The 26,941-nt window shown below is 67.2% G+C and carries 26 protein-coding genes; 5 read left to right on the top strand and 21 right to left on the bottom strand.

The features are described from left to right. Nucleotides 1-59: 59 nt before the first annotated feature. From E2E30_RS12160 to rimP, 15 genes are all read right to left on the bottom strand, one after another. Complete coding sequence (locus E2E30_RS12160) at nucleotides 60-1,277, bottom strand: histidine-type phosphatase (protein WP_133190148.1); 1,218 nt, start codon at nucleotides 1,275-1,277, stop codon at nucleotides 60-62. Nucleotides 1,278-1,330: 53 nt separating this feature from the next. After that, nucleotides 1,331-3,082, bottom strand: a complete 1,752-nt coding sequence (locus tag E2E30_RS12155; protein WP_133190146.1) for a DUF885 domain-containing protein — start codon at nucleotides 3,080-3,082, stop codon at nucleotides 1,331-1,333. A gap of 142 nt (nucleotides 3,083-3,224) precedes the next feature. Beyond that, nucleotides 3,225-5,603: a polyribonucleotide nucleotidyltransferase gene (gene pnp, locus E2E30_RS12150; RefSeq protein WP_133190144.1), complete on the bottom strand. Its 2,379-nt coding sequence runs from the start codon at nucleotides 5,601-5,603 to the stop codon at nucleotides 3,225-3,227. Nucleotides 5,604-5,776: 173 nt separating this feature from the next. Next, complete coding sequence (gene rpsO / locus E2E30_RS12145; RefSeq protein ID WP_010183700.1) at nucleotides 5,777-6,046, bottom strand: 30S ribosomal protein S15; 270 nt, start codon at nucleotides 6,044-6,046, stop codon at nucleotides 5,777-5,779. Nucleotides 6,047-6,066: 20 nt separating this feature from the next. Continuing rightward, complete coding sequence (gene truB, locus E2E30_RS12140) at nucleotides 6,067-7,065, bottom strand: tRNA pseudouridine(55) synthase TruB (protein WP_133190142.1); 999 nt, start codon at nucleotides 7,063-7,065, stop codon at nucleotides 6,067-6,069. A gap of 4 nt (nucleotides 7,066-7,069) precedes the next feature. Next, entirely contained in the window at nucleotides 7,070-7,774 is a 705-nt protein-coding gene (locus E2E30_RS12135) for a site-2 protease family protein (protein WP_133190140.1), read from the bottom strand. 15 nt (nucleotides 7,775-7,789) lie between these two features. Next, nucleotides 7,790-8,368, bottom strand: a complete 579-nt coding sequence (locus tag E2E30_RS12130; protein ID WP_133190138.1) for a thymidine kinase — start codon at nucleotides 8,366-8,368, stop codon at nucleotides 7,790-7,792. Next, a complete protein-coding gene (locus E2E30_RS12125; RefSeq protein ID WP_165954509.1) occupies nucleotides 8,368-8,766 on the bottom strand; it encodes a type II toxin-antitoxin system VapC family toxin in 399 nt (132 codons plus the stop codon). Before E2E30_RS12125 ends, E2E30_RS12130 begins: the two co-directional genes overlap by 1 nt. Further along, nucleotides 8,763-9,035, bottom strand: coding sequence for an AbrB/MazE/SpoVT family DNA-binding domain-containing protein (locus tag E2E30_RS12120; RefSeq protein WP_165954508.1), 273 nt, complete (start codon nucleotides 9,033-9,035; stop codon nucleotides 8,763-8,765). The genes E2E30_RS12125 and E2E30_RS12120 overlap by 4 nt, the downstream gene beginning before the upstream one ends. A gap of 31 nt (nucleotides 9,036-9,066) precedes the next feature. Beyond that, nucleotides 9,067-9,462, bottom strand: coding sequence for a 30S ribosome-binding factor RbfA (gene rbfA / locus E2E30_RS12115; RefSeq protein WP_133190132.1), 396 nt, complete (start codon nucleotides 9,460-9,462; stop codon nucleotides 9,067-9,069). A 155-nt stretch (nucleotides 9,463-9,617) separates the two neighbouring features. Beyond that, complete coding sequence (gene infB / locus E2E30_RS12110) at nucleotides 9,618-12,422, bottom strand: translation initiation factor IF-2 (RefSeq protein WP_133190130.1); 2,805 nt, start codon at nucleotides 12,420-12,422, stop codon at nucleotides 9,618-9,620. Continuing rightward, nucleotides 12,419-13,189, bottom strand: coding sequence for a DUF448 domain-containing protein (locus tag E2E30_RS12105; RefSeq protein ID WP_133190128.1), 771 nt, complete (start codon nucleotides 13,187-13,189; stop codon nucleotides 12,419-12,421). The genes infB and E2E30_RS12105 overlap by 4 nt, the downstream gene beginning before the upstream one ends. 144 nt (nucleotides 13,190-13,333) lie before the next feature. Further along, entirely contained in the window at nucleotides 13,334-13,561 is a 228-nt protein-coding gene (locus tag E2E30_RS12100) for a tautomerase family protein (protein ID WP_133190126.1), read from the bottom strand. Continuing rightward, nucleotides 13,561-15,192, bottom strand: coding sequence for a transcription termination factor NusA (nusA, locus tag E2E30_RS12095; protein ID WP_010183714.1), 1,632 nt, complete (start codon nucleotides 15,190-15,192; stop codon nucleotides 13,561-13,563). Before nusA ends, E2E30_RS12100 begins: the two co-directional genes overlap by 1 nt. Continuing rightward, on the bottom strand, nucleotides 15,192-15,770 hold the full coding sequence (rimP, locus tag E2E30_RS12090; protein WP_133190124.1) for a ribosome maturation protein RimP: 579 nt from the start codon (nucleotides 15,768-15,770) through the stop codon (nucleotides 15,192-15,194). The genes nusA and rimP overlap by 1 nt, the downstream gene beginning before the upstream one ends. A gap of 263 nt (nucleotides 15,771-16,033) precedes the next feature. Between rimP and E2E30_RS12085 the strand changes: the two genes are divergently transcribed. Further along, a complete protein-coding gene (locus E2E30_RS12085; RefSeq protein ID WP_133190122.1) occupies nucleotides 16,034-17,266 on the top strand; it encodes a PQQ-dependent sugar dehydrogenase in 1,233 nt (410 codons plus the stop codon). A gap of 105 nt (nucleotides 17,267-17,371) precedes the next feature. Here the strand turns inward: E2E30_RS12085 and E2E30_RS12080 are convergent, their stop codons facing one another. Further along, entirely contained in the window at nucleotides 17,372-17,749 is a 378-nt protein-coding gene (locus E2E30_RS12080; protein WP_133190120.1) for a PaaI family thioesterase, read from the bottom strand. Further along, the gene (locus E2E30_RS12075; RefSeq protein WP_133190118.1) at nucleotides 17,749-18,186 is read right to left on the bottom strand and encodes a PaaI family thioesterase; all 438 of its coding nucleotides are present in this window, start codon (nucleotides 18,184-18,186) and stop codon (nucleotides 17,749-17,751) included. The genes E2E30_RS12080 and E2E30_RS12075 overlap by 1 nt, the downstream gene beginning before the upstream one ends. A 152-nt stretch (nucleotides 18,187-18,338) precedes the next feature. Between E2E30_RS12075 and E2E30_RS12070 the strand changes: the two genes are divergently transcribed. From E2E30_RS12070 to E2E30_RS12060, 3 genes are all read left to right on the top strand, one after another. Beyond that, nucleotides 18,339-19,874, top strand: a complete 1,536-nt coding sequence (locus E2E30_RS12070) for an acyl-CoA synthetase (protein WP_133190116.1) — start codon at nucleotides 18,339-18,341, stop codon at nucleotides 19,872-19,874. Nucleotides 19,875-19,891: 17 nt separating this feature from the next. Next, nucleotides 19,892-20,680 (top strand): crotonase/enoyl-CoA hydratase family protein, encoded by a 789-nt coding sequence (locus E2E30_RS12065; RefSeq protein WP_133190114.1) that lies wholly within the window; start codon nucleotides 19,892-19,894, stop codon nucleotides 20,678-20,680. Nucleotides 20,681-20,898: 218 nt separating this feature from the next. Beyond that, nucleotides 20,899-21,993, top strand: a complete 1,095-nt coding sequence (locus tag E2E30_RS12060) for an FUSC family protein (RefSeq protein ID WP_206365569.1) — start codon at nucleotides 20,899-20,901, stop codon at nucleotides 21,991-21,993. On the opposite strand, the gene E2E30_RS12055 is transcribed toward E2E30_RS12060, so the two are convergent. The 3 genes from E2E30_RS12055 to E2E30_RS12045 all read right to left on the bottom strand — a co-directional run bounded on the left by E2E30_RS12055 (nucleotide 21,988) and on the right by E2E30_RS12045 (nucleotide 24,618). Continuing rightward, nucleotides 21,988-22,416, bottom strand: coding sequence for an acyl-CoA thioesterase (locus tag E2E30_RS12055; protein ID WP_133190112.1), 429 nt, complete (start codon nucleotides 22,414-22,416; stop codon nucleotides 21,988-21,990). The genes E2E30_RS12060 and E2E30_RS12055 overlap by 6 nt on opposite strands. 131 nt (nucleotides 22,417-22,547) lie before the next feature. After that, nucleotides 22,548-23,330: an SDR family NAD(P)-dependent oxidoreductase gene (locus E2E30_RS12050; protein ID WP_133190110.1), complete on the bottom strand. Its 783-nt coding sequence runs from the start codon at nucleotides 23,328-23,330 to the stop codon at nucleotides 22,548-22,550. 115 nt (nucleotides 23,331-23,445) lie between these two features. Then, entirely contained in the window at nucleotides 23,446-24,618 is a 1,173-nt protein-coding gene (locus E2E30_RS12045; RefSeq protein WP_133190108.1) for an acetyl-CoA C-acetyltransferase, read from the bottom strand. Nucleotides 24,619-24,721: 103 nt separating this feature from the next. On the opposite strand from E2E30_RS12045, the gene E2E30_RS12040 reads away from it, so the two are divergent. After that, the gene (locus E2E30_RS12040; protein WP_133190106.1) at nucleotides 24,722-25,387 is read left to right on the top strand and encodes a nitroreductase; all 666 of its coding nucleotides are present in this window, start codon (nucleotides 24,722-24,724) and stop codon (nucleotides 25,385-25,387) included. A gap of 33 nt (nucleotides 25,388-25,420) precedes the next feature. Here E2E30_RS12040 and E2E30_RS12035 read toward each other — a convergent pair whose 3' ends face one another. Continuing rightward, nucleotides 25,421-26,884, bottom strand: a complete 1,464-nt coding sequence (locus E2E30_RS12035; RefSeq protein WP_133190104.1) for a DEAD/DEAH box helicase — start codon at nucleotides 26,882-26,884, stop codon at nucleotides 25,421-25,423. Nucleotides 26,885-26,941 lie beyond the last annotated feature (57 nt).

Below are 26,941 nucleotides of genomic sequence, written 5' to 3'. Positions count from 1 at the left end.
GTGGACCCCGGGACAAGCCCGGGGTGACGAGTGGGGGGGCGGCGCGGTGCGCGAGCCGCTTAGCGTCCCGCGAGCTTCGCACTGAACGCCGCCAGCGTGCACAGGCCGACCACCCCCCGCGCGGTGCAGCCTGCAATCGGCAACACCGCGCGGTACGGCGCCCGCGCGGTGCCGGCGCGCAGTTCGGCGAGCGACTGTGCGCGATACACCGCGCGGACGTAATGCTGTCCGCTCGCGTCGCTCAGCCGCTCGAGCACGATCGCGCCGCCCGGCACCGGATCGTCGACGGCGATGCCCGGCACGCGCCAATGCAAATCGAGCAGCCCGGCGAGGTTGGCGACCTGCGTGTCGTGCCCCGCGATCATCGCGATCGTCGGCGCGGTTGGCGCATCGTCCGACAGCCAGCCGACGATCCGCGGGCTCAGCCCCGCCATGTTGCGCGCCGCGATATGTGGCGGGCGCGCGAGCAGGCGGAATTCGAGCGCATGGAACGCGCCGAGCGCGGTAACGTCCTCAGCTGTTGCGCGGCCCCAGCCGATCTCTGCCACGGGCTTCCCCTCGGCATATTCGAGCAGCAGGATCTGCGCCGCGGTCGAGGCGCGGTCGAGCGCGCCGCCGAGCTTGGGGCGCGTCGTCGCGGTGGCGGGGGTGAGCGTCGAGGGCTCGCGCGCCACGCCGCACTCGGTCTTCGCCGCCCCGCACTGGATGCGATCGAGCCGCGCGAGCAAAGGCGCCACGCTCCGCTCGACTGCCGCGATCCCGCCCGGCCCGACCGCCGCATCGACCGCGGCAGCCGCGCGCGCCGGGTCGAGCGGTGCGTGGCCGTCGGCAATCTGGTTGAACAGCGGGTCGGCCTCGTCCTGCGCGCGATGCTCGATCGCGATCGCGCAGCCGGGCGCGAGCCCGGTGGCATAGCTCTGCGCGGTCGCGATCGTGCGCTGGTCGCTGTCGGCGAGCAATGCGACGCGCGTCGGGCACGCCGTCGCGGGCATCAGTCCGCTTGCGGCAAAGCTTGCCCTGTCCGCGCCCGCGACCGCCACCACCGCGGCGGCACCGTGCGGGGTCAACCAGCCGGGCGCGACCGGCCAGCTCGGCCACGCCTCGGCGGTGACCCCATGCGGCATCGGCGGCGCCTTGGTCGGCGGGCGGATGCCGTGGCGCATCAGCAGCACGACGCGATCGACCTTGAGGCCGGTCGGGGCGTTCGGCGCGGGCGCAGCGCCACCGAGCGCCGCCACGGCAAGCGCGAGTGCGGCAAGCCGCAGCGGGGTCTTCATGGGTCTGTCTCCTCCGCCCCGCCTTGCCCGCTTTGTATGACAGCCGTGCGGCGTCAGGCGGCGCGTTGCTCGCGCGCGATCCAGGCGTCGATCTGCGTGTCGAGCAAGTCGAGCGGCACCGCGCCATGTTCGAGCACCGCATCGTGGAAGCGCCGCACGTCGAACTTTGCGCCGAGCTTGGTCTCGGCGCGCTTGCGCAGTGCGAGGATCTTCAATTCGCCGAGCTTGTAGGCCAGCGCCTGGCCCGGATTGGTGATGTAGCGATTGACCTCGGCCTCGATATTGGCGTCGGTCAGCGCGGTGTTGGCCTTCATGAAGGTGAGGGCCTGGTCCTTGGTCCACCCTTGCGCGTGCAGCCCGGTATCGACCACCAGCCGGCACGCGCGCCACATTTCGTACGACAGCCGCCCCATGTCCTTTTCGGGCGTGTCGTAAATACCGAGCTCGATCCCGAGATGCTCCGAATAGAGCCCCCAGCCTTCGACAAAGGCGGTGAAATTGGTGTCGTATTTGCGGAAGTCGGGCAGGCTCATTTCCTGCTGCAGCGCGATCTGGTTGTGATGCCCCGGCACAGCCTCATGGCTCACCAGCGCGGGCAGCTCATAGAGCGGGCGCTGGTCGAGCTTCGAAGTGTTGACGTAGAAGGTCCCCGAAATCCCGACCTTGGGCGATCCCGGCATGTAATAGGCGGTCGGGCTGCTCGGCGCGGTTTCGGCCGGGATCGCGCGCACGCCGTAGGGCAGGCGCGGGAGCGTGCCGAACAGCTTGGGCATATTGCCGTCGTTCGCCTTGGCCTGCAGCGCGGCGGCGCTCATCAGCTCGGTCTCGCTCTTGGCGTAATATTTCGGGTTGGTGCGCAGTTCCTGGATGAACGCCTCGCGGCTGGCAAAACCGGCCTTTCTGGCGAGCGCTTCCATCGCGGTCTTGATGCGCTTGACTTCCGACAGGCCGATATCGTGGATCTGCGCCGGCGTCAGATCGGTCGTGGTCTGCTGGCGTACCTGGAAAGCGTAGTATTTCGCGCCCTCGGGCAGCGCCGCGGCGCCGACGCTGACGCGGCATTTGGGGAGATAGGCGGTGCGATAATAGTCGGCGATCTTGCGATATTCGGGGTTGATCGTGTCGGTGATCAGCACGCGCGCGCGGCTCTGCCAGTCGGCCCATTCGGTGTCGCTCATCCCCGCCGGGCGGTTGCCCTTGAACGGCGCGTAGAAGCGCGAGTCTTCGGGCTTGGCGGTGATCACGCCGGAGATCGTCGTCTCGAACCCAACGAGCGCGGCGCAAGGCTGAACATAACCGCCAGCGACGGCTTGCCGCGTGATCTCGAGTTGCTGCGCATTGGCACCGGGGAATTGCGCAAGCCGGATAAGGTAGCTCTTGAAGTCGGCGCGCGTGCGAACCGGCACCGTGTCGGCGAGCCCGGCAAAGCTCTGGTACCAGCTGCCGAGCGTGGTGAAGGTGATCATCCGCTCGCCGAAACCGTTCGCCTCGATCTGCTCGGACAGGATGCGGCGCAGGATCGCCTTGTTGGTGCGGTCCTCGTCGGTCAGCTTGGCCGCCGGGATCGCATCGAGCCGCTTGATGAACAGCGCCGCCTGCGCTGCCTGGCGGTCGAGCTCGGCCAGGCTGAAATCGCCGAGCCGATCGTCATAGGCGTGGACGCCGAGCGAGGTCGCATAGACCGGGTTCGATTTGAGGAACCACGCCCAGTGATCCGCGATGACGCGGTGGAGATCGTCGGCGGGTGCGGCAACCGCGGGCGCGGCGACGGTGGCGAGCAAGGCTGCGAGAACGAAACGACGCATGGAATCCCCCTTATGTTGGGGCAAGCCTAGGCGAAGTTTCGGCAGCCGATAAGAGCCGGTTTCTACGCAGTTCGAGCGCGCACGAAAAAGGGGCCCGGATCGCTCCGAGCCCCTCTCTCACCATAGCCTTGCGGCCAGGGTGTTAGTCGCGATCGCCAGTCAGGAACGCCGGGGCGAACTCGGGCGCAGGGCCGTCCTCGTTGCCGCCAGCGGCGCGCTCGGGGCGTGCACCGCCGCCATCGCGGCGCGGACCACGGCCACCGTCGCCGTCACGACGCGGGCCACGGCCTTCGCCGCCGCCACCGCCGCCGCGCGGACCACGATCGCCGCCGCCCGGGCCACGGCCACCGTCGCCATCACGACGCGGCGGACGCGGACCACGGTCGCCGCCTTCGCGCGGCTCACGCGCTGGGCGCGTATCTTCGAGCTCGGCACCGGTCTCCTGGTCGACGACGCGCATCGACAGGCGAACCTTGCCGCGCGGGTCGATCTCGAGAACCTTGACCTTCACTTCTTGACCCTCGGAAAGAACATCCGAGACCTTCTCGACGCGCTCGTTCTTGATTTCTGAGACATGGACGAGGCCGTCCTTGCCACCCATGAAGTTCACGAACGCACCGAAGTCCACCAGGTTGACGACCTTGCCGTCATAGACCTTGCCGACTTCGGCTTCCTCGACGATGCCCTTGATCCACTTGATCGCGGCTTCGATCTGCGCGGTGTCGGACGACGACACCTTGATCACGCCCTCGTCGTCGATGTCGACCTTGGCGCCGGTCGTCGCGACGATCTCGCGAATGACCTTGCCGCCCGTGCCGATGACGTCACGGATCTTGGTCTTGTCGATCGTGAAGGTCTCGATGCGCGGGGCGTGCGCCGAGAGTTCCTCACGCGTGTGGTCGAGCGCCTTGGCCATTTCGCCGAGGATGTGCGCGCGGCCTTCCTTGGCCTGGGCCAAAGCGACACGCATGATCTCTTCGGTGATGCCGGCGATCTTGATGTCCATCTGCATCGTGGTGATGCCGGCCTCGGTCCCTGCGACCTTGAAGTCCATGTCGCCGAGGTGATCCTCGTCGCCGAGGATGTCCGAGAGAACCGCAAAGTCCTTGCCCTCGAGGATCAGGCCCATCGCGATGCCCGAGACCGGGCGCTTGAGCGGCACACCGGCGTCCATCATCGACAGCGAACCGCCGCAGACCGTCGCCATCGACGACGAGCCGTTCGACTCGGTGATGTCCGACAGAACGCGGATCGTGTACGGGAACTCGTCCTTCGACGGCAGCACCGGGTGCAGCGCGCGCCAGGCGAGCTTGCCGTGGCCGACTTCACGACGGCCCGGCGCACCGAAGCGACCGACTTCACCGACCGAGTAGGGCGGGAAGTTGTAGTGCAGCATGAAGTTCTCGTACGACAGGCCGGTCAGGCCGTCGATCATCTGCTCGGCGTCCTTGGTGCCGAGCGTGGTGGTGCAGATCGACTGCGTCTCGCCACGCGTGAACAGTGCCGAACCATGCGCGCGCGGCAGGAAGTGCACCATCGCCTCGATCGGACGGATCTGCGTGGTGGTACGACCGTCGATGCGCGTGCCGTCCTTGAGGATCGCACCGCGGACGATCTCGCCCTCGAGCTTCTTGACGAGCTTGCCGGCCGCCATCTGGTCCTGCGGGGCGGCATCGGCGAAGGCTTCGCGAGCCTTGGCGCGGACTTCGTACAGCAGGTGCGAGCGCTGGCCCTTGTCGGTCACCTTGTAGGCAGCGGCAATGTCCTTGCCGACGAGCTTGCGCAGCTTGTCCTTGGCGGCGGTGAGATCGGCCTGGGCGGCCATTTCCCACGGATCCTTGGCAGCCTGCTCGGCCAGATCGATGATCAGGTTCGCGGCTTCGCGGCATGCCTTGTGCGCGAACTGGACGGCACCGAGCATGACCTCTTCCGAAAGCTCCTTGGCTTCGGACTCGACCATCATCACGGCCTGGCCGGTTGCGGCGACGACGAGGTCGAGCTCGCCCGACTTGGTCTGCTCGACGGTCGGGTTGAGGATGTACTCGCCGTCGATGTAGCCGACGCGCGCTGCGCCGATCGGGCCCATGAAGGGCACGCCCGAGATCGTCAGCGCAGCCGATGCGGCGACCATCGCGAGCACGTCGGGCTCGTTCTCGCCGTCATACGACAGAACCTGGCAGATCACGTTGATCTCGTTGTAGAACCCTTCGGGGAACAACGGGCGGATCGGGCGGTCGATCAGGCGGCTGGTCAGCGTTTCCTTTTCGGTCGCGCCGCGCTCACGCTTGAAGAAGCCACCGGGGATGCGGCCGGCAGCCGAATATTTTTCCTGGTAATGGACGGTCAGCGGGAAGAAGTCCTGGCCTTCCTTCACGCCCTTGGCGGCGGTCACGGCGCAAAGCACCACGGTCTCGCCGAGCGTCGCCATCACGGCGCCGTCTGCCTGGCGCGCGACGCGGCCGGTTTCCAGCGTCAGCGTCTTGCCACCCCATTGGGTGGTTACGGTCTTGGTATCGAACATATCGTTTCCTTCAACACCACTGGCCGGATGCCAGTGGGGCCTATGTGCGGACTAGCCGGTCCGCGCGGTTCGGAGCCTTTCGTGGCTCCCGGCCAAACCGCCGAATTGCGGAATGGCGAAAGGGGTTAGATGTAGAAACGGCGCCCGAGGGCGCCGTTCCGTGAGTTCCCGTGTTACTTGCGCAACCCGAGCTTCGCGATGAGGGCGGTATACCGCGCCCCGTCCTTGTGGCGGAGATAGTCGAGCAGCGTGCGCCGCTTGTTGACCATCATCAGCAGCCCGCGGCGCGAATGGTTGTCCTTCTTGTGGCCCTTGAAGTGTTCGGTCAGGTTGCGGATGCGCTCGGTGAGGATCGCGACCTGGACTTCGGGGCTGCCGGTGTCGCCTTCGACGCGGCCATGTTCCTTGACGAGCGCGTCCTTGCGCTCTGCAGTGATCGTCATGTTGCTTCCTTCGACATCATTCAGAGATTGAAACCGCGAACGACGCGAACCTCGCGGTTCTCGACTTCCACCAGAGCGACGGGAATTTCTTCCGATGTCGCGAAGTAGGAGCCATCGTCTGCGGCGATCCCGATCAACACCCGCCCCTGACGGAGCAGCCCTGCCTGATCGGGGGAGAGGGAGAGAGCCGGGATGTCGTCCAGCCCCGCCCTCAATGGCAGGAGTTTGTCTTCAAGGGCGCGCGCCTGCCCGAGTTCGGCCAGTTTGTCCAGCGATATCGCGTTTTCGAAGGTGAACGGGCCGGCCTTGGTGCGGTGGAGCATGGTGACGTGGCCGACCGTTCCGAGCGCGAGTGCGATGTCGCGCGCGAGGCTGCGGATATAGGTGCCCTTGGAGACGTGCGCGGTGAGGGTGACGTGGTCGAGAGGAAGAAGAAGGCCCTCATCCCGACCTTCTCCCGCGAAGGCGGGAGAAGGAGCAGGAGCAGAAAGCCCTCTCCCGCCTTCGCGGGAGAGGGTTGGGTGAGGGCCTTCTTCTTGAACGCGGACGAGCGAATGGATGGTGACGGACCGGCTCGCCAGCACCACCGCCTCACCAGCGCGCGCCCGGTCGTAAGCCCGCTCGCCATCCACCTTCAGCGCAGAGTAAGCCGGCGGCACCTGTTCGATCGGCCCGGTGAAGCGCGGCAAAACAGCCTCGACCTGCGCCAGCGTCGGCCGCACCGCGCTCTCGGCAACAACCTTGCCCTCGAGATCGAGCGTGTCGGTCTCCGCCCCGAACGTCACGGTAAAATCGTACACCTTGTCGCTGTCGAGCATCCGCCCGGCGAGCTTGGTCGCCTCGCCAAGCGCGATCGGCAGCACGCCGGTGGCAAGCGGATCGAGCGTCCCGCCATGCCCGACCTTGATGCCACGCTTGCTGACATCGTAACCCGACGCCCGCAGCGCGCGCTTGACCGCGGACACCGCTTGCGTCGAACCCAGCCCGATCGGCTTGTCGAGGATCAGCCAGCCATGCATCCGCTCACAACCCGCCGAGTTGCGCGATACTGAGGAAGAAGTCGGCGACAGCATTGGCGATCGGTCCGATGACACGGCGGATGATGTCGAGCTGCGGGCTGATCATCGGCAGCACGAACAGCAGGATCAGCAGCAGCGGCAGCCCGAAGCGCGCGAGCTTGGCGTACTGGATCGCCGCGGCACGCGGCAGCAGGCCCTGCACGACATGCCCGCCGTCGAACGGCGGCAGCGGGATCAGATTGAAGACGCCGAGGAACACGTTGATCAGCAGAAAGCTGTAGAGCACGTCGAACGCGAAGCCGACCGCGGTGTGCGGTGCGCCCTCGGCAGGAACCCCGCTCGCCAGCCCGACGAACGCCGCCAGCCCAAGCGCTGTCAGCGTCGCCAGCACGAAGTTGGTTGCGGGCCCCGCGAGCGCGACCAGCATCATGTCGCGCCGCGGGTTGCGCATCTGCGACGCGATCACCGGCACGGGCTTGGCCCAGCCGAAGATCGGCGCGTGTGCGATCGCCAGGATCATCGGCAGCACGACCGTGCCGATCGGATCGACATGTTTGATCGGGTTGAGCGTCAGCCGTCCCATCCGCTCGGCGGTATGGTCGCCGAAGATCCGCGCGACATAGCCGTGCGCGACCTCGTGGAACACGATCGCGATCACGAGCGGGATGAGCCACACCGCGATGGTGTAGGGAAGGTCGGGATTGGTCATCGGGGTCCGTTCGGGTCAGGCGGCGGAAAGCGCTTCGCTGAAATGGCGACGGCACAGCGCAATGTACAGATCGTTGCCGCCGATCTCGGTCTGCGCGCCCGCGGCGACCGCGCGGCCGGTGGAATCGACGCGCAGGTTCATCGTCGCCTTGCGCCCGCACGCGCAGACCGATTTGATCTCGATCAGCGAGTCGGCGATCGCCAGCAGCCGCGCCGAGCCCTCGAACAGCGCCCCGAGGAAATCTGTGCGCAGCCCGTAGGCGAGCACGGGAATGCCGTGGAAGTCCGAGAGGGTAGCAAGCTGATCGACCTGGGTGGCGGTGAGGAATTGCGCCTCGTCTACCAGCACGCACGCCGGCGGCGTCTCGCCTTCACGCGTCACCACCGCGATCAGATCGGTGTCGCGATCGAACGCGATCGCATCGGCGGCGAGCCCGATCCGCGAGGTGATCGTCCCCGCCGCAAAGCGATCGTCGATCGCGGCGGTGAGCAGCACGGTGCGCATGCCGCGCTCGCGATAGTTGAAATCGGCCTGTAGCAGGTTGGTCGATTTGCCCGCGTTCATCGAGGCGTAGTAGAAATAGAGCTTGGCCATCAGCGGATCGTGATGGCGGGCACCGGCGAGGCCGCTCCTGCCGCATGTTCGATCGCAGCATCGAAGGTGGCAAACCCCGTTGCGCCCGCCGCGTCGGCTTGCACGATATGGATCATGTCGGCGAAATCGGCGCCAGCGATCAGCCGGTCCAATGCCCAGCGAACACCGCTGAGATGTTCGAACACCAAATTGGCCACATCCGTCAGTGCGTCGAACGCAGCCGCAATTTGCAGCGGCGAGCGCTTGTAGAAGCTCCGCAGCACCCACTCGCACTCCAGCGTTACCGTCAGCGGCACGAGAACCGGTTCCGCCTCGATCAAAGCGCGCGCCTGCGCTTCCTGAATCCGATCGTCACCCACTATCAGTCGGACGAGGACGTTCGTGTCGAGGGCGTTCAAGGACGGCCACGCTCGGCAAACATGCGATCGACGGCTTCGCGCATTTGTTCCAGCGTCGCGGGCGGCCCCTCGTAACGCGGCACCCGTTTGCGAAATTCTTCGAAGCTGATTTTCGGCCGGGCTGTTTCCGCCAGCGGGGCCTCGAGGACGATCTGCCGACCCACCCGCGTCATTCGCAGCGTCGATCCGACATCGAGCCCGAGCGCATCGCGAACGTCCTTCGGGATGACGACTTGCCCCTTCGAAGAGAGTTTCAGATCCACGCCCATACTGGTAAGATGCGTCTTACCAACACGCATGTCAATCTTCGGAAGGCAAGTCCCGCGCCACCTTCGGATCGCGGAGCAATGTGTCGATGTGGCTGCCTTCGTCAAAGCTGTCGTCCGCCAGGAACTTGAGCTTGGCGGCATATTTCATGTGGACGCGCGCGGCGACCTCGCGCTGGAGGTAGGCGGTGTTGGTGCGCAGCGCCTTCAACACGGCTTCCTCGTCGCGGCCGAGCAGCGGCTTCATGAACACCGTCGCGTGGCGCAGGTCGGGGGACATGCGCACTTCGGTGATCGTCACGGAATGCTTGGCGAGCACCTCGTCATGCACGTCGCCGCGCGCGAGGATGTCGCTCAGCGTATGGCGCATCTGCTCGCCGACGCGAAGCAGGCGGACGTTGCGGGATTCGGCGGTTTCGTTGGGGCGCATCGCTAAAGCCTAAAGCCCTCGCCCGCCTTGGCGGGAGAGGGTTGGGTGAGGGTCTTCTTCGTCGAGGCGTGACGAGCAGGAGGAAGGAGAAAACCCTCACCCTCCCGCTGCGCGGGCCCCTCCCTCTCCCGCGAAAGCGGGAGAGGGAAACACGATTACAGCGTGCGTTCGCGCAGTTCGACTTCGAACGTTTCGAGGAAGTCGCCCGGCTTGATGTCGACGAAGTTCGACGTGAAGGTCACGCCGCACTCCAGACCTGCGCGCACTTCGGCCACGTCGTCCTTGAAGCGGCGCAGCGAGGCGATCTCGCCCTGGTAGATGATGACATCCGCCCGGGTGATACGCGCCTTGAGCGCCTTGCGGATGTTGCCCTCGGTAACGAGCAGACCCGCTGCCTTGCCGTGCTTGCCCGCCGAGAAGACCTCGCGGATTTCGGCGCGGCCAACGACCGTCTCGAACGCTTCCGGCCCGAGCTCGCCCGCCATGCCGGCGCGGATCTCGTCGGTGAGGTCGTAGATCACATCGTAGTACTTGAACGCGACCTTGTGACGCTCGGCGATCTCGCGGGCCTTGGCGTTCGGACGAACGTTGAAGCCGATGATCGGCGCGCCACTGGCACCCGCCAGCGTAACGTCGCTCTCGGTGATGCCACCGACGCCCGAATGTAGCACGCGCGCCTTGATGAGATCGGTCGAGATCTTGTTGATCGCGCCGACGATCGCCTCGACCGACCCTTGCGTGTCTGCCTTGACCACCAGCGGATATTCGATCGCCTGCTTTTCCTTGAGCGCGCTGAACATCGACTCGAGGCTCGCCGGACCACCGCCGGTGCGCTTCGAGGTGATGACGCTCTGGCGATACTCGGCAACTTCACGCGCACGCGCTTCGTTCTCGACCACCGACAGCGGATCGCCCGCACGCGGGACACCCGAGAGACCGAGGACCTCGACCGGCATCGACGGGCCGGCTTCCTTGATCTGCTGGCCCTTGTCGTTGGTCATCGCGCGGACCTTGCCGCTCTCGGCACCGACGACGAAGATGTCGCCGACCTTGAGCGTGCCGCGGTTGACGAGCACGGTCGCGACCGGACCACGGCCCTTGTCGAGCTTGGCTTCGATCACGGTGCCTTCGGCCGCGCGGTTCGGGTTGGCCTTCAGTTCGAGCAGTTCGGCCTGGAGCTGGATCTTCTCGATCAGCTCGTCGAGCCCGGTCTTCTTAAGCGCCGAGACTTCGACGTCCTGGACGTCGCCCGACATCTCCTCGACCACGACTTCATACTGCAGCAGGGCCTCGCGGACCTTCTGCGGATTGGCGTCATGCTTGTCGACCTTGTTGATCGCGACGATCATCGGGACGCCAGCGGCCTTGGTGTGGTTGATCGCCTCGACGGTCTGCGGCTTGATCGCATCGTCGGCCGCGACAACGAGCACGACGATGTCGGTCACGTTGGCGCCGCGCTGGCGCATTTCGGTGAAGGCTTCGTGGCCCGGCGTGTCGAGGAAAGTGACCTTCGACTTGTCCTTCAGCGTGACCTGATAGGCGCCGATATGCTGGGTGATGCCACCGGCTTCACCGCGCACCACGTCGGTACCGCGCAGCGCGTCGAGCAGCGAGGTCTTGCCGTGATCGACATGGCCCATGATCGTGACGACCGGCGGACGCGGCAGCAGCGTGTCCTCGGGATCGGCATCGGTCTCGATCGCGATGTCGATGTCCGAATCGCTGACGCGGACGATGTTGTGGCCGAATTCGGTCACCAGCAGCTCGGCTGTATCCTGGTCGATCGTCTGCGTCATCGTGACGGGCGAGCCCATCTTGAACAGCATCTTGACGAGGTCGGCGCCCTTCTCGGCCATGCGGTTGGCGAGTTCCTGGACGGTGATCGCTTCCGGCACGACGACGTCGCGGACTTGCTTGGCCTGCACTTCGCGCGGGCCACCCATGCGGCGATGTTCCTTTTCGCGCGCACGCTTGAGCGCGGCGAGCGAACGGGCGCGGGCGCCGTCGCCGCCGTCGAGCGCACGGTTGACGGTCAGCTTGCCGCCGCGACGCTCGTCGCCCTTGCGGTCACGCTGGCCGGGACGCGCGGGTTCGTTCGGCGCAACCGGCGCGGCAACGCCGATGGCGGGACGCTTGGCGGCACCGGCAGCACCTGCAGCCGGCGTGGCGGCAGCAGGCGCCGGCTCGGGCGCCGGGGCAGGCGGTGCCGGACGCGGACGCTCGGGACGCGGCACTGGCGTGAACAGGCGCGGTGCCGGCATCGACGGATCGCGCTCGAGGCTCAGCGGACGCAGTACCGGGGCAGGCGGTGCGGCTGGCGCGGGAGCAGGGGCCGGGGCAGCAGCGACGGGCGCAGGCGCAGCCGGAGCAGCGACCGGGGCAGCCGCCGCAGGGGCGGGCGCGGGTGCGGCTTCGACGGCCGCGGCCGGTGCGGCGACGGGCTCAGCAGCCTCGGCGACCGGGGCCGCGACAGGCTCGGGCGCCGGCTGCGGCACGGGGTCGGGCGCGGCGGCGCTGTCGGGGGCATCACCGGCACGGCGATTTTCCTCGGCGCGGCGGCGCTCTTCGGCTTGCGCCTCGATCCGCAGACGCTCCTCGCGGCGACGCGTTTCTTCGAGCGCGTTCATCCGCGCTTCGTCGGCTTCGCGCAGCAGCTTGGCCTGGAGCTCCTGACGCGACAGCAGCGAATTGCCGGGCGAGACGGGCGGGGGCGGCGGCGGGGTCGGCGCGACCGGACGCGGCGCGGCGACGGGCGCCGGTGCCGGAGCGGCCTGCTCGACGGGTGCCGCGACCGGCGCGCCGCCGGGCCCGAGCACGCGACGGCGCTTCACTTCGACCTGGACGGTATTCTGCCGTCCATGGCTGAAGCTCTGCTTGACCTGGCCGGTCTCGATCGTGCGCTTCAGCCCGAGCGGCTGACGCATTCCGAGTTTCGGCTTTTCGTTGTCGGTATCGCTCACTCAAATTCCTCGCATGTGTCGTCGTCAGCCGCAGCAGGGATGCCACTTCCCGCCGGGTTGGATATGTGCGCCGATGCGCCTTGCGACGGTGTTTCGCAAGCCACGAGGGCGGATTCGGGGCCGATGAAATGCAGCCAGCGGTTGAGCGTTTCGCCCACCCGCTTTGCAGCATCGCGTTCTGTCAGGCCGATATGTACCACATTCTGCCGACCTAGCGCCACGGCCAATATGGTGCGTGACACCGGCAGTGCCAACCCCCGCAAAGCGCTGCCTTCTTCATCGTTGCCGATTCGCCACGCCTGGTCGAGCTTGCGGTTGCCGTCGGTGCCTGCGTCGGACGCGTGGAGCAGCATGGTGAGCTTGCCCGAGCGTGCCGCGGTCTCGATCTTGTCCGAGCCGGTGAGCAAGTGACCGGTGCGGGCTTCGAGGCCGAGTCGGTCTAGGACAGCGCGTTCGAGTGCGGTGGCGATCATCTCCGGCAGGTCGTCGGGAATCAGGATAGGGCCGGTCTTGAACGCGCGGGCGAATGCGCCCTTGAGCTTGCCCTTGGCGATCGCGGTTTCGAGCTCGGCGCGCGTCACGCCGATCCACGCGCCGCGGCCGGGGGCCTTGGCGCGCACATCGGGGAAGACGTGGCCGTCAGGCGACAGTGCCAGTCGCACGAGGGCCTCGCGCGGCGCGCGTTCGCCGAGCAGGATGCAACGGCGGATGGCGCCGGTGGGGTCCTCGATGCCGTCTACGTCGGTCGAGTCGGTCGCGGTGGTCATGAAAGCCCCTCCCCTTCAGGGGAGGGGTTGGGGGTGGGGCCGAGTCTCGCAGAGAGCGCGGCTCCAGGCACCGCCCCACCCCAACCCCTCCCCTGAAGGGGAGGGGCTAAGGTCGCGCCCGATGCTGGCTGAAGCGCTAAGGCCTCATTGTGAGGGAACCGCATGCGCGTCCTCCCTCTTAGGGGCATCACGGTCGGCGAGCAAAATCCCGCCCGCGCCGTAATTCTCGAGGCTCACTTCTTCGATCACGATCTGCACCGCAGCCGGGTTCTTGCCCAGCCGCTCGACGAGCGACTGGGTGACATCGGCGACGATTGCGGACTTCTGGTCCTTGGTCGCGCTGCCCGAAATGCGGATGCTGACGAACGGCATCAGGCTTCGCTCTCCTCCGACGCGGTTGCTGCCTCTGCCGGCTCTTCGTCGAACCAGTGCGCGCGCGCGGCCATGATGATCTCGTTGCCCTGCGCTTCGCTCAGGCCGTACTCGCCGAGCACGCCGCCCTTGTCCTCGGGGCGCTTGTTGGCGTCGGCACCCTCGGCGCGGCGGCGCTGTTCCTGGCGCTTCTTCTGGATCAGCTCGTCGGTCGCGAGATCTGCGAGGTCGTCGAGCGTCTTGATCCCGGCCTTGCCGAGCGTGACGAGCATCGCCTCGTTGAGATGCGGCAGCTCAGCGAGTGCGTCCTCGACGCCCATCGCGCGGCGTTCCTCGCGGTTCGCGCCTTCGCGACGCTCGAGCGCCTCGGCGGCGCGGCTCTGCAGCTCGGCGGCGAGATCGTCATCGAAGCCTTCGATCGAGGCGATTTCCTCGACCTCGACATAGGCGACTTCCTCGAGCGCGCCGAAGCCCTCGGCGACGAGCAGCTGCGCGAGGGTCTCATCGACGTCTAGCTCGGTCTGGAACATCTCGGTGCGCTCGGCGAATTCCTTCTGGCGCTTCTCGGACGCGTCCTGCTCGGTGAGGATGTCGATCGCCTTGCCGGTGAGCTGCGATGCCAAACGCACGTTCTGGCCACGGCGACCGATCGCGAGCGACAGCTGATCGTCGGGAACGACGACCTCGATGCGGTCCTCTTCCTCGTCGATCACCACGCGCGACACGGAGGCCGGCTGCAGCGCGTTGACGACGAAGGTCGCGGTGTCGGGCGACCAGGGGATGATGTCGATCTTCTCGCCCTGCATTTCCTGGACGACCGCCTGAACGCGGCTGCCCTTCATGCCGACGCACGCGCCGACCGGATCGATCGACGAATCATGGCTGATGACGCCGATCTTGGCGCGCGAACCCGGGTCGCGCGCGGCGGCCTTGATCTCGATGATGCCGTCGTAGATTTCGGGGACTTCCTGCGCGAACAGCTTCTTCATGAAGTCGGGGTGCGCGCGGCTGAGGAAGATCTGCGGGCCACGGTTCTCGCGGCGGACGTTGAGGATCAGCGAGCGGATGCGGTCGTTGACGCGGACGACTTCGCGCGGGATCTGCTGGTCGCGACGGATCACGCCCTCGGCGCGGCCGAGATCGACGACGACATGGCCGAACTCGACGCGCTTGACGACGCCGGTGATGATCTCGCCCATGCGGTCCTTGAATTCTTCATGCTGGCGCTCGCGCTCGGCGTCGCGGACCTTTTGGAAGATGACCTGCTTGGCGGCCTGCGCGGCGATGCGGCCGAATTCGATCGGGGGCAGCGGATCGACGATGTAGTCGCCGACGACCGAGTCCTTCTGGAGCTTCTGCGCTTCCTTGAGGTTCACCTGCTTGAAGTAATCGTCGACCGCCTCGACCACTTCGACGACGCGCCACAAGCGGAGGTCACCGGTGTTGGGATCGAGCTTGGCGCGAATGTCGTTCTCGGCGCCGTAGCGCGCCTTGGCGGCGCGCTGGATCGCGTCTTCCATCGCCTCGATGACGATGCCCTTGTCGATCATCTTCTCAGTGGCGACGGCGTTCGCAATGGCGATCAGCTCGGCGCGGTTGGCGGTAACGCCTGAAGTTCCTGCGGTGGCCATCACTTGTGTCCTTCGTCTTCAATGCCCTCGGGCAGCGCTTCGTCTTCGATTTCTTCTTCTTCGACGCCCTCGATCGAAAGCGGCCGGGTGGCCGCGATCAGCGCGTCGGTCAGCACCAGCTTGGCGGTGCCGACCTGGTCGTACCCGATTTCCATCTCGCCATGCTTGGGGAGATAGATGGTGATGCGATCGCCCTCGACGCCCTTGAGCAACCCGGTGAGCACCTTGCGGCCCTCGATCGGCGCGGCAAGCACGATGCGCGCCTCATGCCCCGTCCAGTCGGCGAAGTCCTTGAGGCGCGTCAGCGGCCGGTCGATCCCGGGTGACGACACTTCGAGGCGATATTCGTCGGTGATCGGGTCGCGGCCTTCGGCCTCGAGCGTGTCGAGCACGTCGGAGATGCGGCGCGACAGTTCGGCGCAATCCTCGATCGTCAGCTGGCGCGTATCAGGGCGCTCGGCCATCACCTGCAGCGTGAGGTCGCCCTTGCCGCCGAACAGCTTCACGCGCACCAGATCGAAACCCAAAGCCGCGGCTTCGGGAGCAATCAGGGCGGTCAGATCAGGCGTTTCGGCCAATGGAAATCCTCGAGTCGGTTAGGCAAAGGGGCTCGGCGCCGGAACCGGGGGGCTCCAGCCTCTTCACCTGACGATGTAGAGAGTGATCGCGATATAGGCGCAAGCGCGGGGGCTGGCAAGCCGTTCTCGCGAGCGCGTCACCCCCAACCTGTTCCGGGGTCCACGGTGCAGCGTACGCCTACGCCCGCTGTCTGTGTCGCACGGTGGACCCCGGAACAAGTCCGGGGTGATGGCGGTTTTCGAAACACTTACAGGAGAACTCCATGTTGTCGTCGTCCCGCACGCCTTTCGTTGCTCTGGTGCTGGCCGCGACGGCCTGCTCCGCGCAGCCGCAGCAATCGAACGCCGCGGCGGCGGCGGCGGCACCGACCCCGACGGCACGGCCGAACCGCGCGCCTGTCACCAGCCTGCCCGACGACGCGCCCGCCGCGACGATCCGAAACGTCCCCGCGACGACGGGCCGCGCGAACCGCGCCGCGACCAGGCCACCGTTTGCGCAAGCGACGCTCGCGACGTTCAGCGAGCCGTTCGCGATCGCGGTGCTGCCCGACGGCAGCGCGCTCGTCACCGAGAAGGCGGGCAAGATCAAGCTGCGCCGCGCCGACGGGTCGATCGCCGATATCACCGGCGCGCCCAAGGTGCTCAACGACAATCAGGGCGGCCTGCTCGACATCGCGCCAGCGCCCGATTTCGCCAAGAGTAAGCTCGTCTATATCAGCTATTCCGAACCGCGCCCGGGCGGCAGCAGCCTGGCGCTGGCGCGCGGGCAGTTCACTGGAACGGCTCTGGTCGACCTGCAAGTGCTGTGGCGCGCCGGGTCGGATGGTGTCGGCGGGCAGTTCGGTGCGAACATCGCCTTCGCACCCGACGGCAAGTCGCTCTTCCTCTCCTCGGGCGAGCGGCAGCGCTTCACGCCGGCGCAGGACCCGGAGCAGGCGCTTGGCAAGATCCTGCACCTGACGCTGGACGGCGAGGCGGCGCCGGGCAATCCGATGGCGGCAGCGGGCGGGGTGCGCGCGGAGATGTGGAGCAGCGGGCATCGCAACCCGTACGGCTTGGTGTTCACGCCCGATGGCCGGCTGTGGGAAGAGGAGATGGGGCCCAAGGGCGGCGACGAGCTCAATTTGATCCTGCCGGGCAAGAATTACGGGTGGCCGATCGTTTCCAACGGCGACAATTATTCGGGCAAGCCGATCCCCGACCACCCCAGCCGGCCCGATCTCGAAGCGCCCAAACTGTGGTGGAACCCGTCGATCTCGCCGGGCGGGATGGCCTATTATTCGGGCAAGATGTTCCCGGCCTATCGCGGCTCGCTGCTGATCGGCGCGCTGTCGGGCGAGTCGCTGATCCGCGTTGCGCTCAACGGGGACAGTGCGATGGTCGCCGACCAGTGGGACATGGGCGCGCGAATCCGCGACGTCGCGCAAGCGCCCGATGGGGCGATCTGGCTGCTTCAGGATGACGGGAAATTGGTGCGGCTGACGCCGAAGAAGTGACCTGCCCGTCACCCCGGCCGTGTGCCGGGGCCCACCGTGTCGCACCCGGTGCTCTCCCGTCCCGGTGGACCCCGGCACAAGGCCGGGGTGACGGGTAGCGGGTGGTTATCCCCGCACGATCAGATAATTCATCCGCGCCGCGGCAATGGGCTTGGCCGGATCATCCTGCCACGCCGTCGCCTCGACATTGGCGACGCGCCCGCCGAGCCGCGTCACCACGCCGCGCGCGAAGGTCGGTTTCTCGCGCCCGCCGCGCATGTAATCGACCGTGACGTTGATCGGCTTGATCTGCCCGCCGCCATCCTCGGCCAGCGCATATTGCAGCGCGACGATCGCGGCCATTTCGAGCATCCCGCCGATCGCGCCGCCATGCAGATAGCCCGGCCGCCCGAGCAGGCTCGTCGCGCTCGGCATCGTCAACAGCGTCGGATCGTCGCCCTCGGCAACGGCGATCCCCAGCAAGTCGGCATAAGGCGGCAACATCAGGCGGCATCCGTGAACATGAAGGTGCCCGCGACATGCGCGAGCGGATCGGCCGGGTCGCCGTCATGCGCCTGACCGCGCACGAACGAGATCGAGCGCGTGATGCGATAACATTCGCCGCGGCCGTACACCGTCTTGCCCGGCGTCGCGGGGCGCAGATAATCGATCCGCAGGTCGAGCGTCGCATGCGGGCGGAAGCTGCCGAGCTTGGTCCACACCGCAAGGCTCGTCGCCATGTCCATCATCGTCAGGATCGGCCCCGAGGCGAGCACGCCGCTCGCCGGATCGCCGATCAGGTCGGTCTGATAGGGCAGTTGCAGCTCGACCCAGTCGGGCCCGTGGCTGTGATAGCTCAGCTTGAGCAAGCCGCCATGCCCGCCGACGCCAAGCCGGCTGAAGCGTTGCGGGTCGAAGGCGGAGGGGGTGTCGGCGGCCATGATGCCGGGCGCTGTATCGCAAAGCCGCGTGCGTGCAAGGGGCGAGCGCCGTGGCATTGGCGAGCCGCTTGCGGCGTTCGGCACGCCGGTATAGCATCGCGTTGCAAAAGAAAACGAAACGGCCCGCAAGCGGCCGTTCAGGAGGGTCTGAAATGTCGCATCCGAGCGTGCACGCGCGCACCGATCCCGGCAAACCCGCGCTGATCGTCGCCGAAACCGGCGAGCGCGTCAGCTTCGCGGAGCTCGACGCACGTTCGAACCGCGCGGCGCATCTGTTCCGCGCGAAGGGGCTGAAGGCCGGCGACACGATCGCGCTGTGCCTCGAGAACAGCCCGGCCTTCTACGACATCGCCTGGGGCGCGCAGCGTGCGGGGCTGTTCTTCGTGTGCATCTCGACCAAGCTGACCGCATCTGAAGTCGATTACATCTTCAACGATTCGGGCGCGCGACTCGTCATCGTCTCGGCCAGCCTCGCCGGAGTGACCGCCGCGCTGGGCACCGAGCTCGCGCGCTTTTCGGTCGGCGGACCGGTGGCGGGATGGGCGGCGTGGGAAGACGCGGTCGCCGCGATGCCGGATACGCCCATCGCCGACGAACGTGCGGGCGTCGACATGCTCTATTCGTCGGGAACGACAGGACGCCCCAAGGGCGTGCGCGTCGCGCTGCCCGAGGATCCCGATATCGCTGCTGGCACCGTGCTCGAGATGCTCGCGCGCGGGCTGTACGGGCTCGGTCCCGACAGCATCTATCTCAGCCCGGCGCCGCTCTATCACGCCGCGCCGCTGCGCTGGTCGATGACGGTGCAAAGGCTCGGCGGCACCGTCGTAATGATGGAGCATTTCGACCCCGAGGCCGCCCTCGCCGCGATCGACCGCTATCACGTCAATGCCAGCCAATGGGTGCCGACGCATTTCGTGCGGATGCTCAAGCTCGATCCGGCGACGCGTGCGCGCCACGATCTGTCGAGCCTCAAGGTCGCGATCCACGCCGCCGCGCCGTGCCCGGTCCCGGTCAAGGAAGCGATGATCGACTGGTGGGGTCCGGTGCTCTACGAATATTATGCCGGGTCGGAGGGCAACGGCCTGACGACGATCGCCTCACCCGAATGGCTGGCGCACAAGGGGTCGGTCGGCAAGGCGGCGTACGGCGTGCTCCACATCTGCGGCGAAGATGGCGCCGAGCTGCCGCCGGGCGAGCAGGGGCTGGTCTATTTCGAGGGCGGTACGCCGTTCGAATATCACAACGACCCGGCCAAGACCGCGGAGGCGCGCAACGCGCACGGCTGGACGACGCTCGGCGATATCGGGCGGATCGATGGCGACGGCTATCTCTACCTCACCGATCGCAAGAGCTTCATGATCATCTCGGGCGGGGTGAACATCTATCCGCAGGAGATCGAGAACCGCCTGATCACCCACCCGCGCGTCGCCGATGTCGCGGTGATTGGCGCGCCGTGCCCCGAAATGGGCGAGCGCGTCGTTGCTGTGGTCCAGCCGGTCGATATGGCGGAAGCGGGGCCGGCCTTCGCCTCCGAGCTCACCGCGTGGTGCCGCGCCGAGCTGTCGGGGGTGAAGACACCGCGCCAGATCGATTTTGCGGCGGAACTGCCGCGCCACGCGACGGGCAAATTGTACAAGCGCTTGCTGCGCGACCAATATTGGGCAGAGACCGGCGCGCAGAGCGTGTGACGCCGATGGAGAGACAGATGAACGACCGCGTATCGACCACGATCACCGATCATATCGCCGACGTCCGCCTCGCGCGCGCCGACAAGATGAACGCGATCGACCCGGCGATGTTCGAAGGTATCGGCGCGGCGATCGATGCGCTGCACCCGCGCAAGGACGTGCGCTGCGTCGTGCTGTCGGGCGAGGGGCGCGCGTTCTGCGCCGGGCTCGACATGACGAGCATGGCGGGCGGCGGCTCGGGGCTGTCGCGCAACGAGCGTAACGACCAAGGCGCGATCCTGCCGCAGCATGTCACCTGGGGCTGGCGCAATCTGCCGATGCCGGTGATCGCCGCGGTCCACGGCGTGGCGTTCGGCGGCGGCTTCCAGATCATGTCGGGCGCCGACATTCGCATCGCCGCGCCCGACACGCGCTTTGCGATCCGCGAAAGCTATTGGGGGCTGGTGCCGGACATGGCGGGCTTCCCGATCTGGCGCGGGCTGGTGCGCGACGATGTGCTGCGCGAGCTTGTCTATACCTCGCGCGAGTTCGGTGCCGAGGAAGCGCTCCACCATGGCTTCATCACGCGCATCGCCGAGGATCCGCACGCCGCGGCGCTCGCGCTGGCGCACGACATCGCCGCCAAGAGCCCCAACGCGATCCGCGGTGCCAAGCGGCTGTGCAACATGGCGTTCGACGCCGACCCTCGCGCGATGCTCGAGGCCGAGACCGACGAGCAAGTCAAGGTAATCGGCCAGCCGCCGATGATGGAGCAGGTCGCCGCGAACATCCAGAAGCGCCCGGCGCGGTTCGGGGATGCGGATTAAGCGGGCACTGCCGCTGGACGTCTAGCCTCTGCCTTCCGCCGTCTGCACCGCTGGCTGCCGCGACCCCGCCTCTCTTCGTCACCCCGGCCTTGTGGCGGGGGCCACCGTGCCGCGTATCCTGCGGCATGCATTTCGTTGTCACGGTGGGCCCCGGCACAAGGCCGGGGTGACGGGAAGTGGCCTTTAAGCGCCGCCCGCTTTGCGCCATAGCCACCGCGATGCAGCGCCGGCTCACCCAGTTCTTCCAGTCCCGCGTTGGCCGCGCCCTCTCGACCTTCTTTTCGCCCGGCCCGCGGATGATCGACGAGCTCGAATGCGTGGCCTCGGTCGCGCTGGCGATCCTGCTCGCGCACACGATCGGCGCGAAGAGCGTCGCCTGGGCGGCGTTCACCGGTTTCGTGCTGATGCGCGGCCATGTCGCGCAGACGCTGTTGCGCGGGTTGCTGCGGATCGTCGGCACCGCGGTCGGGGCGGGGGCGGCATTGCTGATCGTGCCCTATGCGGTGCGCTCGCTCCCGATGGCATCGCTCGCGGCGGCGGTGATGGGGGCGATCGGCCTGTACGGGATGCTCACCGCCAAGCGTGCCTATGCGTGGCTGCTGCTCGGCCTGACCTTCGAGCTGATCCTGCTCGACACGCTCGAGCATCCTGCGCTCGACACGCTGGCGTTTGCGCAGACGCGGTTGCTCGAAGTGCTTGCGGGCACGGCGGCGTGCGTCGCGGTCAGCCTGATCTCGACGCTGACGGTGCGGCGGCGCTGGCCCGCGCCGCCCGCGCTGCCGGCGCAGCGGATCGGCTGGCATCGCGATGCCGCACGCCATGCCGCGCAAGCGGGCGTGACGCTCGCGCTGCTGCCGCCGCTCCATGCGCTGTTCGGGATCCCGCAATTGGCGCAGGCAGGCGTGACCGTGATGACGGTGATGATCGTGCCGGTGGCGCGGCTCGGGCGCAGCGGTCTGGCACCGGTGAGCAAGCGGCTGTGGCACCGCGCGCTCGGCTGCATTGGCGGTGGCGCGCTGGCCGCCGCCGTGCTGGTCGTCGCGCACGGATCGGCGCCCGTGCTGATCGCGGGGACATGCCTCGGCGTCGCGATCGGGCGGCATATCGAAAATGCCGGCGGGCGCGTGCCCTATCTCGGGCTGCAATTCACGCTGGCGATCCTGGTGACGCTGGTGCCCGACAGCTATGCCGACGTGGCGATCCGCCCGGCGCTCGAGCGGCTGACGAGCATCTTCATCGGCATGGCGCTGATCGAACCGGTACTGCTCGTCTGGCACTTTGCGTCGCGGCGGATGCCCGCCACCGCATCATAGCCGCAGGCGGTTGGCCTCCAGTCCTGCACGGAATTCGTCAGGGAGTGCCGTGAGCCCGCCACTCGCGCTCATCACCAGCACGACATCGCACGTCGCGATGCACGCGCCGTTCTGGAAGGCGGCCGAGAGGATGTTCCAGCTGCGGGTGCCGATTTCGCCGATCCCGCTCGCGATCTCGACATCGGCGGGGAAGAAGCCCTCGCCAAGATAATTGATCTCGACCCGCGCGACGAGCCAGCGATGCCCCGCCCAGCCGTGGAGCTTGATCGCCTGGTTGAAGCGCACCCGCCCGCTTTCGAACAGCGCCGCCATTGCGACATTGTTGATATGGCCGAGCACGTCGAGATCCTGGAAACGCGTCTGGATCGTGACGGTATGGGGGTAGGTCGCGGGGTCGAGGCGCGCGGGATCGGGACGGGGCATGAAATTCTCCAAAAGCCCCTCCCCTTCAGGGGAGGGGTTGGGGTGGGGCCGTGCCGCGAATTCGACGACCCGGTTTCGGTGAGACCCCGCCCCACCCCCGACCCCTCCCCTGAAGGGGAGGGGAGTTTACGTCAGCGCGGCGCCATGCGGATCGCGCCGTCGAGGCGGACGTCCTCGCCGTTGAAATAGCTGTTCTCGAGCATCGTCAGCGCGAGATGCGCATATTCCGTGGGAATGCCCAGCCGCTTGGGGAAGGGGACGCTCGCCGCGAGATTGTCCTTCACCGCCTGCGGCGCGCCCTGCATCAGCGGGGTCTCGAAGATGCCCGGCAGGATCGTGTTGATGCGGATGCCTTCGCCCATCAGGTCGCGCGCGATCGGCAGCGTCATGCCGACGACGCCGCCCTTCGACGCGGAATAGGCCGCCTGGCCGATCTGCCCGTCCTCAGCGGCGACGCTCGCGGTCATCACGATCGCGCCGCGCTCGCCGTCTTCGCCGGGCGTCAGCGTCAGCATCCCCGCCGCCGATTTGGCGACGCAGCGGAAGGTACCGATCAGGTTGATCTGAATGAGCCAGTCGAACGCGGCGAGCGGGAAATGCTTGATGCTGCCGTCTTCCTTCGAGCGGCTCGCGGTCTTGACCGCATTGCCGGTCCCCGCGCAGCAGACGAGCACGGCTTCCTGGCCGTTGGCCGCGCGCGCCTTGGCGAAGCCGGCGTCGACCGACTCGTCCGACGTCACGTTCACTTCGCAGAACAAGCCACCGATCTCGGCAGCGAGCGCCTCGCCTTTTTCGGCTTGCAGATCGAAGATCGCGACCTTGACGCCCTTGGCGGCGAGCGCGCGGGCGGTGGCGGCGCCGAGGCCCGATGCGCCGCCGGTAACGACTGCAGCGGTGGTGGAGTCGAGATTCATGTGAGGTCCCCCTAAATTCGTCGCCCCGGCGGAGGCCGGGGCCGCTGTGTTGGGTGCGGTGCCGCCGTTGCGCGTCGCAACGGGACGGCCCCGGCCTCCGCCGGGGCGACGGGGATCAGACCCGTTCGATGATGGTCACGTTAGCGACGCCGCCGCCTTCGCACATCGTCTGCAGGCCATACCGCCCGCCCGATTTCTGCAGCGCGTGCACCAACGTCGCCATCAGCTTGGTGCCCGAAGCGCCAAGCGGATGCCCGAGCGCGATCGCGCCGCCATTGACGTTAAGCTTCGCCGGATCGCCACCGGTATGCTTCAGCCACGCGAGCGGAACGGGCGCGAACGCCTCGTTGACCTCATACAGGTCGATCTCCTCGATCTTCATGCCAGAGCGCTGCAGCGCGCGGTCGGTCGCGAACAGCGGCTCCTCGAGCATGATGACGGGGTCGCCGCCCGTCACGGTCAGGTTGACGATCCGCGCGATCGGCGTGAGGTTGTGCGCTTTCAGGGCCGCCTCGCTGACGATCATCACGGCGCTCGCACCGTCGCAGATCTGGCTGGCATTGGCCGCGCTGATGCTGCCGCCTTCCTGGAGCAATTTGACCGAACCGATGCTCTCCAAGGTCGCGCCATAGCGGATGCCCTCGTCGGTGCTGTGCTGGACAATCCCCTCGGGCGTCTCGATCTCGAGCGCGATGATCTCGTCGGCAAAGTCGCCGCGCTCGGTCGCCGCCTGCGCACGACGATGGCTCTCGAGCGCGAAGGCGTCGAGCATCGCGCGGTCGAAGCCGTGCTTCTTGACGATCATCTCGGCGCCCATGAACTGGCTGAACATGATGCCGGGGTATTTCTCCTCGAGCCGCGGCGACTTGTAGTTGCCCAGGCCCTCTTTCATGAACAGCGTCGCGGTGGTGCCCATCGGCACGCGCGTCATGCTCTCGACGCCCGCGGCGATGACGATGTCTTGCGTTCCCGACATCACCGCCTGCGCGGCGAACTGCAGCGCCTGCTGCGACGATCCGCACTGCCGGTCGATCGACACGGCGGGCACGCTGTCGGGAAGGTTCTTGGCGGCGAGCACGGCGTTGCGGCCGACTTGTCCGGCCTGCTGCCCGCCCTGCATGACGCAGCCCATGATCACGTCGTCGACCGCGGCGCCGTCGATCCCGGTGCGCTCGACGATCGCGTCGAGCACGGACGCCGCCATGTCGACGGGGTGCCAGCCAGCGAGTTTCCCGCCGCGCTTGCCGCCCGCGGTGCGCACTGCATCAACGATATAGGCTTCGGCCATGCTCGACTCTCCATAATCGGTTTCTGTTTGCAACCTCTATTGCCGTACTCCAGGCGCTTGGGCAAGGTGGAACGACGTACCCGATGATCGAAAGGCCAGGCATATGGATGTGAGCGAAGCGATTGCAGCGCGCCGATCGGTACGCGGTTTCCTGAGCGATCCGGTCGACCCGGCGGTGCTCCACGGCATCGTCACCAAGGCGGCACGCGCAGCAACCGGCGGGAACCTCCAGCCGTGGCATGTCGACGTACTGACCGGCGCGCCGCTGGAACGGCTGAAGGCAGCGGTGTTGCACAAGATCCAATGGGGCCAGCCCGAGACGGCGGCGTATGATATCTATCCGAGCGAACTCGTCGCGCCGTATCGCGACCGGCGCTTTGCGGTGGGCGAGGCGATGTATCGCGAGATCGGCATCCCGCGCGAGGACAAGGCGGCGCGGCGGCTGTGGTTCGCGCGCAACTTCCAATTTTTCGGGGCGCCCGCCGCTTTGTTCTGTAGCGTCGACCGGCGGATGGGGCCGCCGCAATGGGCCGATCTCGGCATGTATCTGCAGAACGTCATGCTGCTTGCGGTCGAGGCGGGGCTGGGAAGTTGCGCGCAGGAATGCTGGGCGATGTATCCCGAGACGGTGGGGGAGGCGATCGCGCTGCCGGCCGAGCGGATGCTGTTCTGCGGCATGGCGTTGGGGGTGGAAGATACGACAGAGCCCGCGAACCGCTTACGCAGTGCACGGGCTCCGGAAGAAGAGTGGCTGACGCTGCACGCCTAAACGCCCTCTCCCAAGGGGAGAGGGACAGGAGGATCAGCCGGCCGCAGGCGAACGACGGCCGCCGCCACCGCCGGCACCCGAGCGCCCACCGGCGCCACCGGGACGACCGCCACCGGGACGGCCCTGGCCGCCGGGGCGACCCTGGCCACCGGGACGGCCACCGCCGGCCGGACGCCCGGCACCAGTTGGACGACCAGCACCCTCGGGACGCGCGCCCATCGGGCGACCGGCACCCGCTGCGCGATCCCCGGTCGGACGCGCCGCATGCGTCGCCTTGGGCGGCGCACGGTGACGGCCCGAGTCATCGCGACGCTCGAACGTGTCGGATCCGGCCGGACGCGCCGCCTTGATTCGTGCCGCCTCGGCGGTGAAGCCTTCTGGGAGCTGCATCATCTCGGGCTTGACCTTGGTCAGCTTCTCGATGTCGCGCAGGTACGTCCGCTCATCATCCGCCACGAAGCTGATCGCGGTGCCCGATGCGCCGGCGCGCGCGGTACGGCCGATGCGGTGGACATACTGCTCGGGAACGTTCGGCAGCTCGAAGTTGAAGACATGCGAAACACCCGAAACGTCGATCCCGCGCGCGGCGATATCGGTCGCGACCAAAACCTTGGCCTTGCCCGACTTGAACTCGGCGAGCGCGCGCTCGCGCTGCGGCTGGCTCTTGTTGCCGTGGATCGCGTTCGAATCGACACCGTTCGCCGCGAGCAGCTTCACGACGCGGTCGGCGCCATGCTTGGTGCGCGTGAAGACGAGCGCACGCTCGACCTTCTCGTCGCGCAGCAGGATCGTCAGCAGCGCCTGCTTCTCGCCCTGGTTGAGGAAGGTGACGAACTGGTCGACGCGCTCGGCCGTGCTCGACGTCGGCGCGACCTTGACGGTCTGCGGATCGTTGAGGAACTGGTTGGCGAGCTCGCGGATCGCGTTCGGCATCGTCGCCGAGAAGAACAAGGTCTGGCGCTGCTTCGGCAGCATGCGGACGATCTTGCGCAGCGCGTGGATGAAACCGAGGTCGAGCATCTGGTCGGCTTCGTCGAGCACGAGGATCTCGAGCATCGCGAGGCTGACGAACCGCTGCTCGATCAGATCGAGCAGGCGACCCGGCGTGGCGACGAGGATGTCGACGCCGCGTGCCATGTCCTGGCGGTTCTTGTTGATGCTGGTGCCGCCGAACACGGTCGCGACCGACATCTTCGAGAACTTGCCGTATTCCCGCGCGCTCTCGGCGATCTGGCTGGCGAGTTCGCGCGTCGGCGCGAGCACGAGCATGCGGCAATGCGTCGGCAGGACGCGCTTTTCGTTGTTCACCAGATGCTGGATCGACGGCAGCACGAAGGCTGCGGTCTTGCCGGTGCCGGTCTGCGCGATGCCGAGCAGATCGCCGCCCTGGAGCAGGATCGGGATCGACTGCTTCTGGATCGGGGTGGGGGTGGTATAGCCTTTGGCCTCGAGCGCGCGGACGAGCGGCTCGGCAAGGCCGAGTTGAGCGAAAGTCATGGGTATTTTAGTCCATTGCATAGGCCATGGACGCGCATCATCGACGCGCGAATGGCG

It is taken from the genome of Sphingomonas sp. AAP5 (assembly GCF_004354345.1).
GTDB classification, from domain to species: Bacteria; Pseudomonadota; Alphaproteobacteria; order Sphingomonadales; family Sphingomonadaceae; genus Sphingomonas; species Sphingomonas glacialis.
The sequence above is the reverse complement of the archived record's forward strand: the minus strand, read 5'-3'. Positions and strand labels throughout refer to the sequence as shown.

Coding starts and splice junctions, on each gene's coding strand:
- E2E30_RS12105 (WP_133190128.1), bottom strand. CDS start 13,189: ATGACCACCGCGACCGACTCGACCGACGTAGACGGCATCGAGGACCCC.
- pnp (WP_133190144.1), bottom strand. CDS start 5,603: ATGTTCGATACCAAGACCGTAACCACCCAATGGGGTGGCAAGACGCTG.
- E2E30_RS12130 (WP_133190138.1), bottom strand. CDS start 8,368: ATGGCCAAGCTCTATTTCTACTACGCCTCGATGAACGCGGGCAAATCG.
- E2E30_RS12060 (WP_206365569.1), top strand. CDS start 20,899: ATGCAGCGCCGGCTCACCCAGTTCTTCCAGTCCCGCGTTGGCCGCGCC.
- E2E30_RS12050 (WP_133190110.1), bottom strand. CDS start 23,330: ATGAATCTCGACTCCACCACCGCTGCAGTCGTTACCGGCGGCGCATCG.
- E2E30_RS12075 (WP_133190118.1), bottom strand. CDS start 18,186: ATGGCCGCCGACACCCCCTCCGCCTTCGACCCGCAACGCTTCAGCCGG.
- E2E30_RS12085 (WP_133190122.1), top strand. CDS start 16,034: ATGTTGTCGTCGTCCCGCACGCCTTTCGTTGCTCTGGTGCTGGCCGCG.
- truB (WP_133190142.1), bottom strand. CDS start 7,065: ATGCATGGCTGGCTGATCCTCGACAAGCCGATCGGGCTGGGTTCGACG.
- E2E30_RS12045 (WP_133190108.1), bottom strand. CDS start 24,618: ATGGCCGAAGCCTATATCGTTGATGCAGTGCGCACCGCGGGCGGCAAG.
- E2E30_RS12100 (WP_133190126.1), bottom strand. CDS start 13,561: ATGCCGTTCGTCAGCATCCGCATTTCGGGCAGCGCGACCAAGGACCAG.
- nusA (WP_010183714.1), bottom strand. CDS start 15,192: ATGGCCACCGCAGGAACTTCAGGCGTTACCGCCAACCGCGCCGAGCTG.
- E2E30_RS12155 (WP_133190146.1), bottom strand. CDS start 3,082: ATGCGTCGTTTCGTTCTCGCAGCCTTGCTCGCCACCGTCGCCGCGCCC.
- rbfA (WP_133190132.1), bottom strand. CDS start 9,462: ATGCGCCCCAACGAAACCGCCGAATCCCGCAACGTCCGCCTGCTTCGC.
- E2E30_RS12070 (WP_133190116.1), top strand. CDS start 18,339: ATGTCGCATCCGAGCGTGCACGCGCGCACCGATCCCGGCAAACCCGCG.
- E2E30_RS12065 (WP_133190114.1), top strand. CDS start 19,892: ATGAACGACCGCGTATCGACCACGATCACCGATCATATCGCCGACGTC.
- E2E30_RS12035 (WP_133190104.1), bottom strand. CDS start 26,884: ATGACTTTCGCTCAACTCGGCCTTGCCGAGCCGCTCGTCCGCGCGCTC.
- E2E30_RS12040 (WP_133190106.1), top strand. CDS start 24,722: ATGGATGTGAGCGAAGCGATTGCAGCGCGCCGATCGGTACGCGGTTTC.
- E2E30_RS12160 (WP_133190148.1), bottom strand. CDS start 1,277: ATGAAGACCCCGCTGCGGCTTGCCGCACTCGCGCTTGCCGTGGCGGCG.
- rpsO (WP_010183700.1), bottom strand. CDS start 6,046: ATGACGATCACTGCAGAGCGCAAGGACGCGCTCGTCAAGGAACATGGC.
- E2E30_RS12135 (WP_133190140.1), bottom strand. CDS start 7,774: ATGACCAATCCCGACCTTCCCTACACCATCGCGGTGTGGCTCATCCCG.
- E2E30_RS12080 (WP_133190120.1), bottom strand. CDS start 17,749: ATGTTGCCGCCTTATGCCGACTTGCTGGGGATCGCCGTTGCCGAGGGC.
- E2E30_RS12120 (WP_165954508.1), bottom strand. CDS start 9,035: ATGGGCGTGGATCTGAAACTCTCTTCGAAGGGGCAAGTCGTCATCCCG.
- E2E30_RS12055 (WP_133190112.1), bottom strand. CDS start 22,416: ATGCCCCGTCCCGATCCCGCGCGCCTCGACCCCGCGACCTACCCCCAT.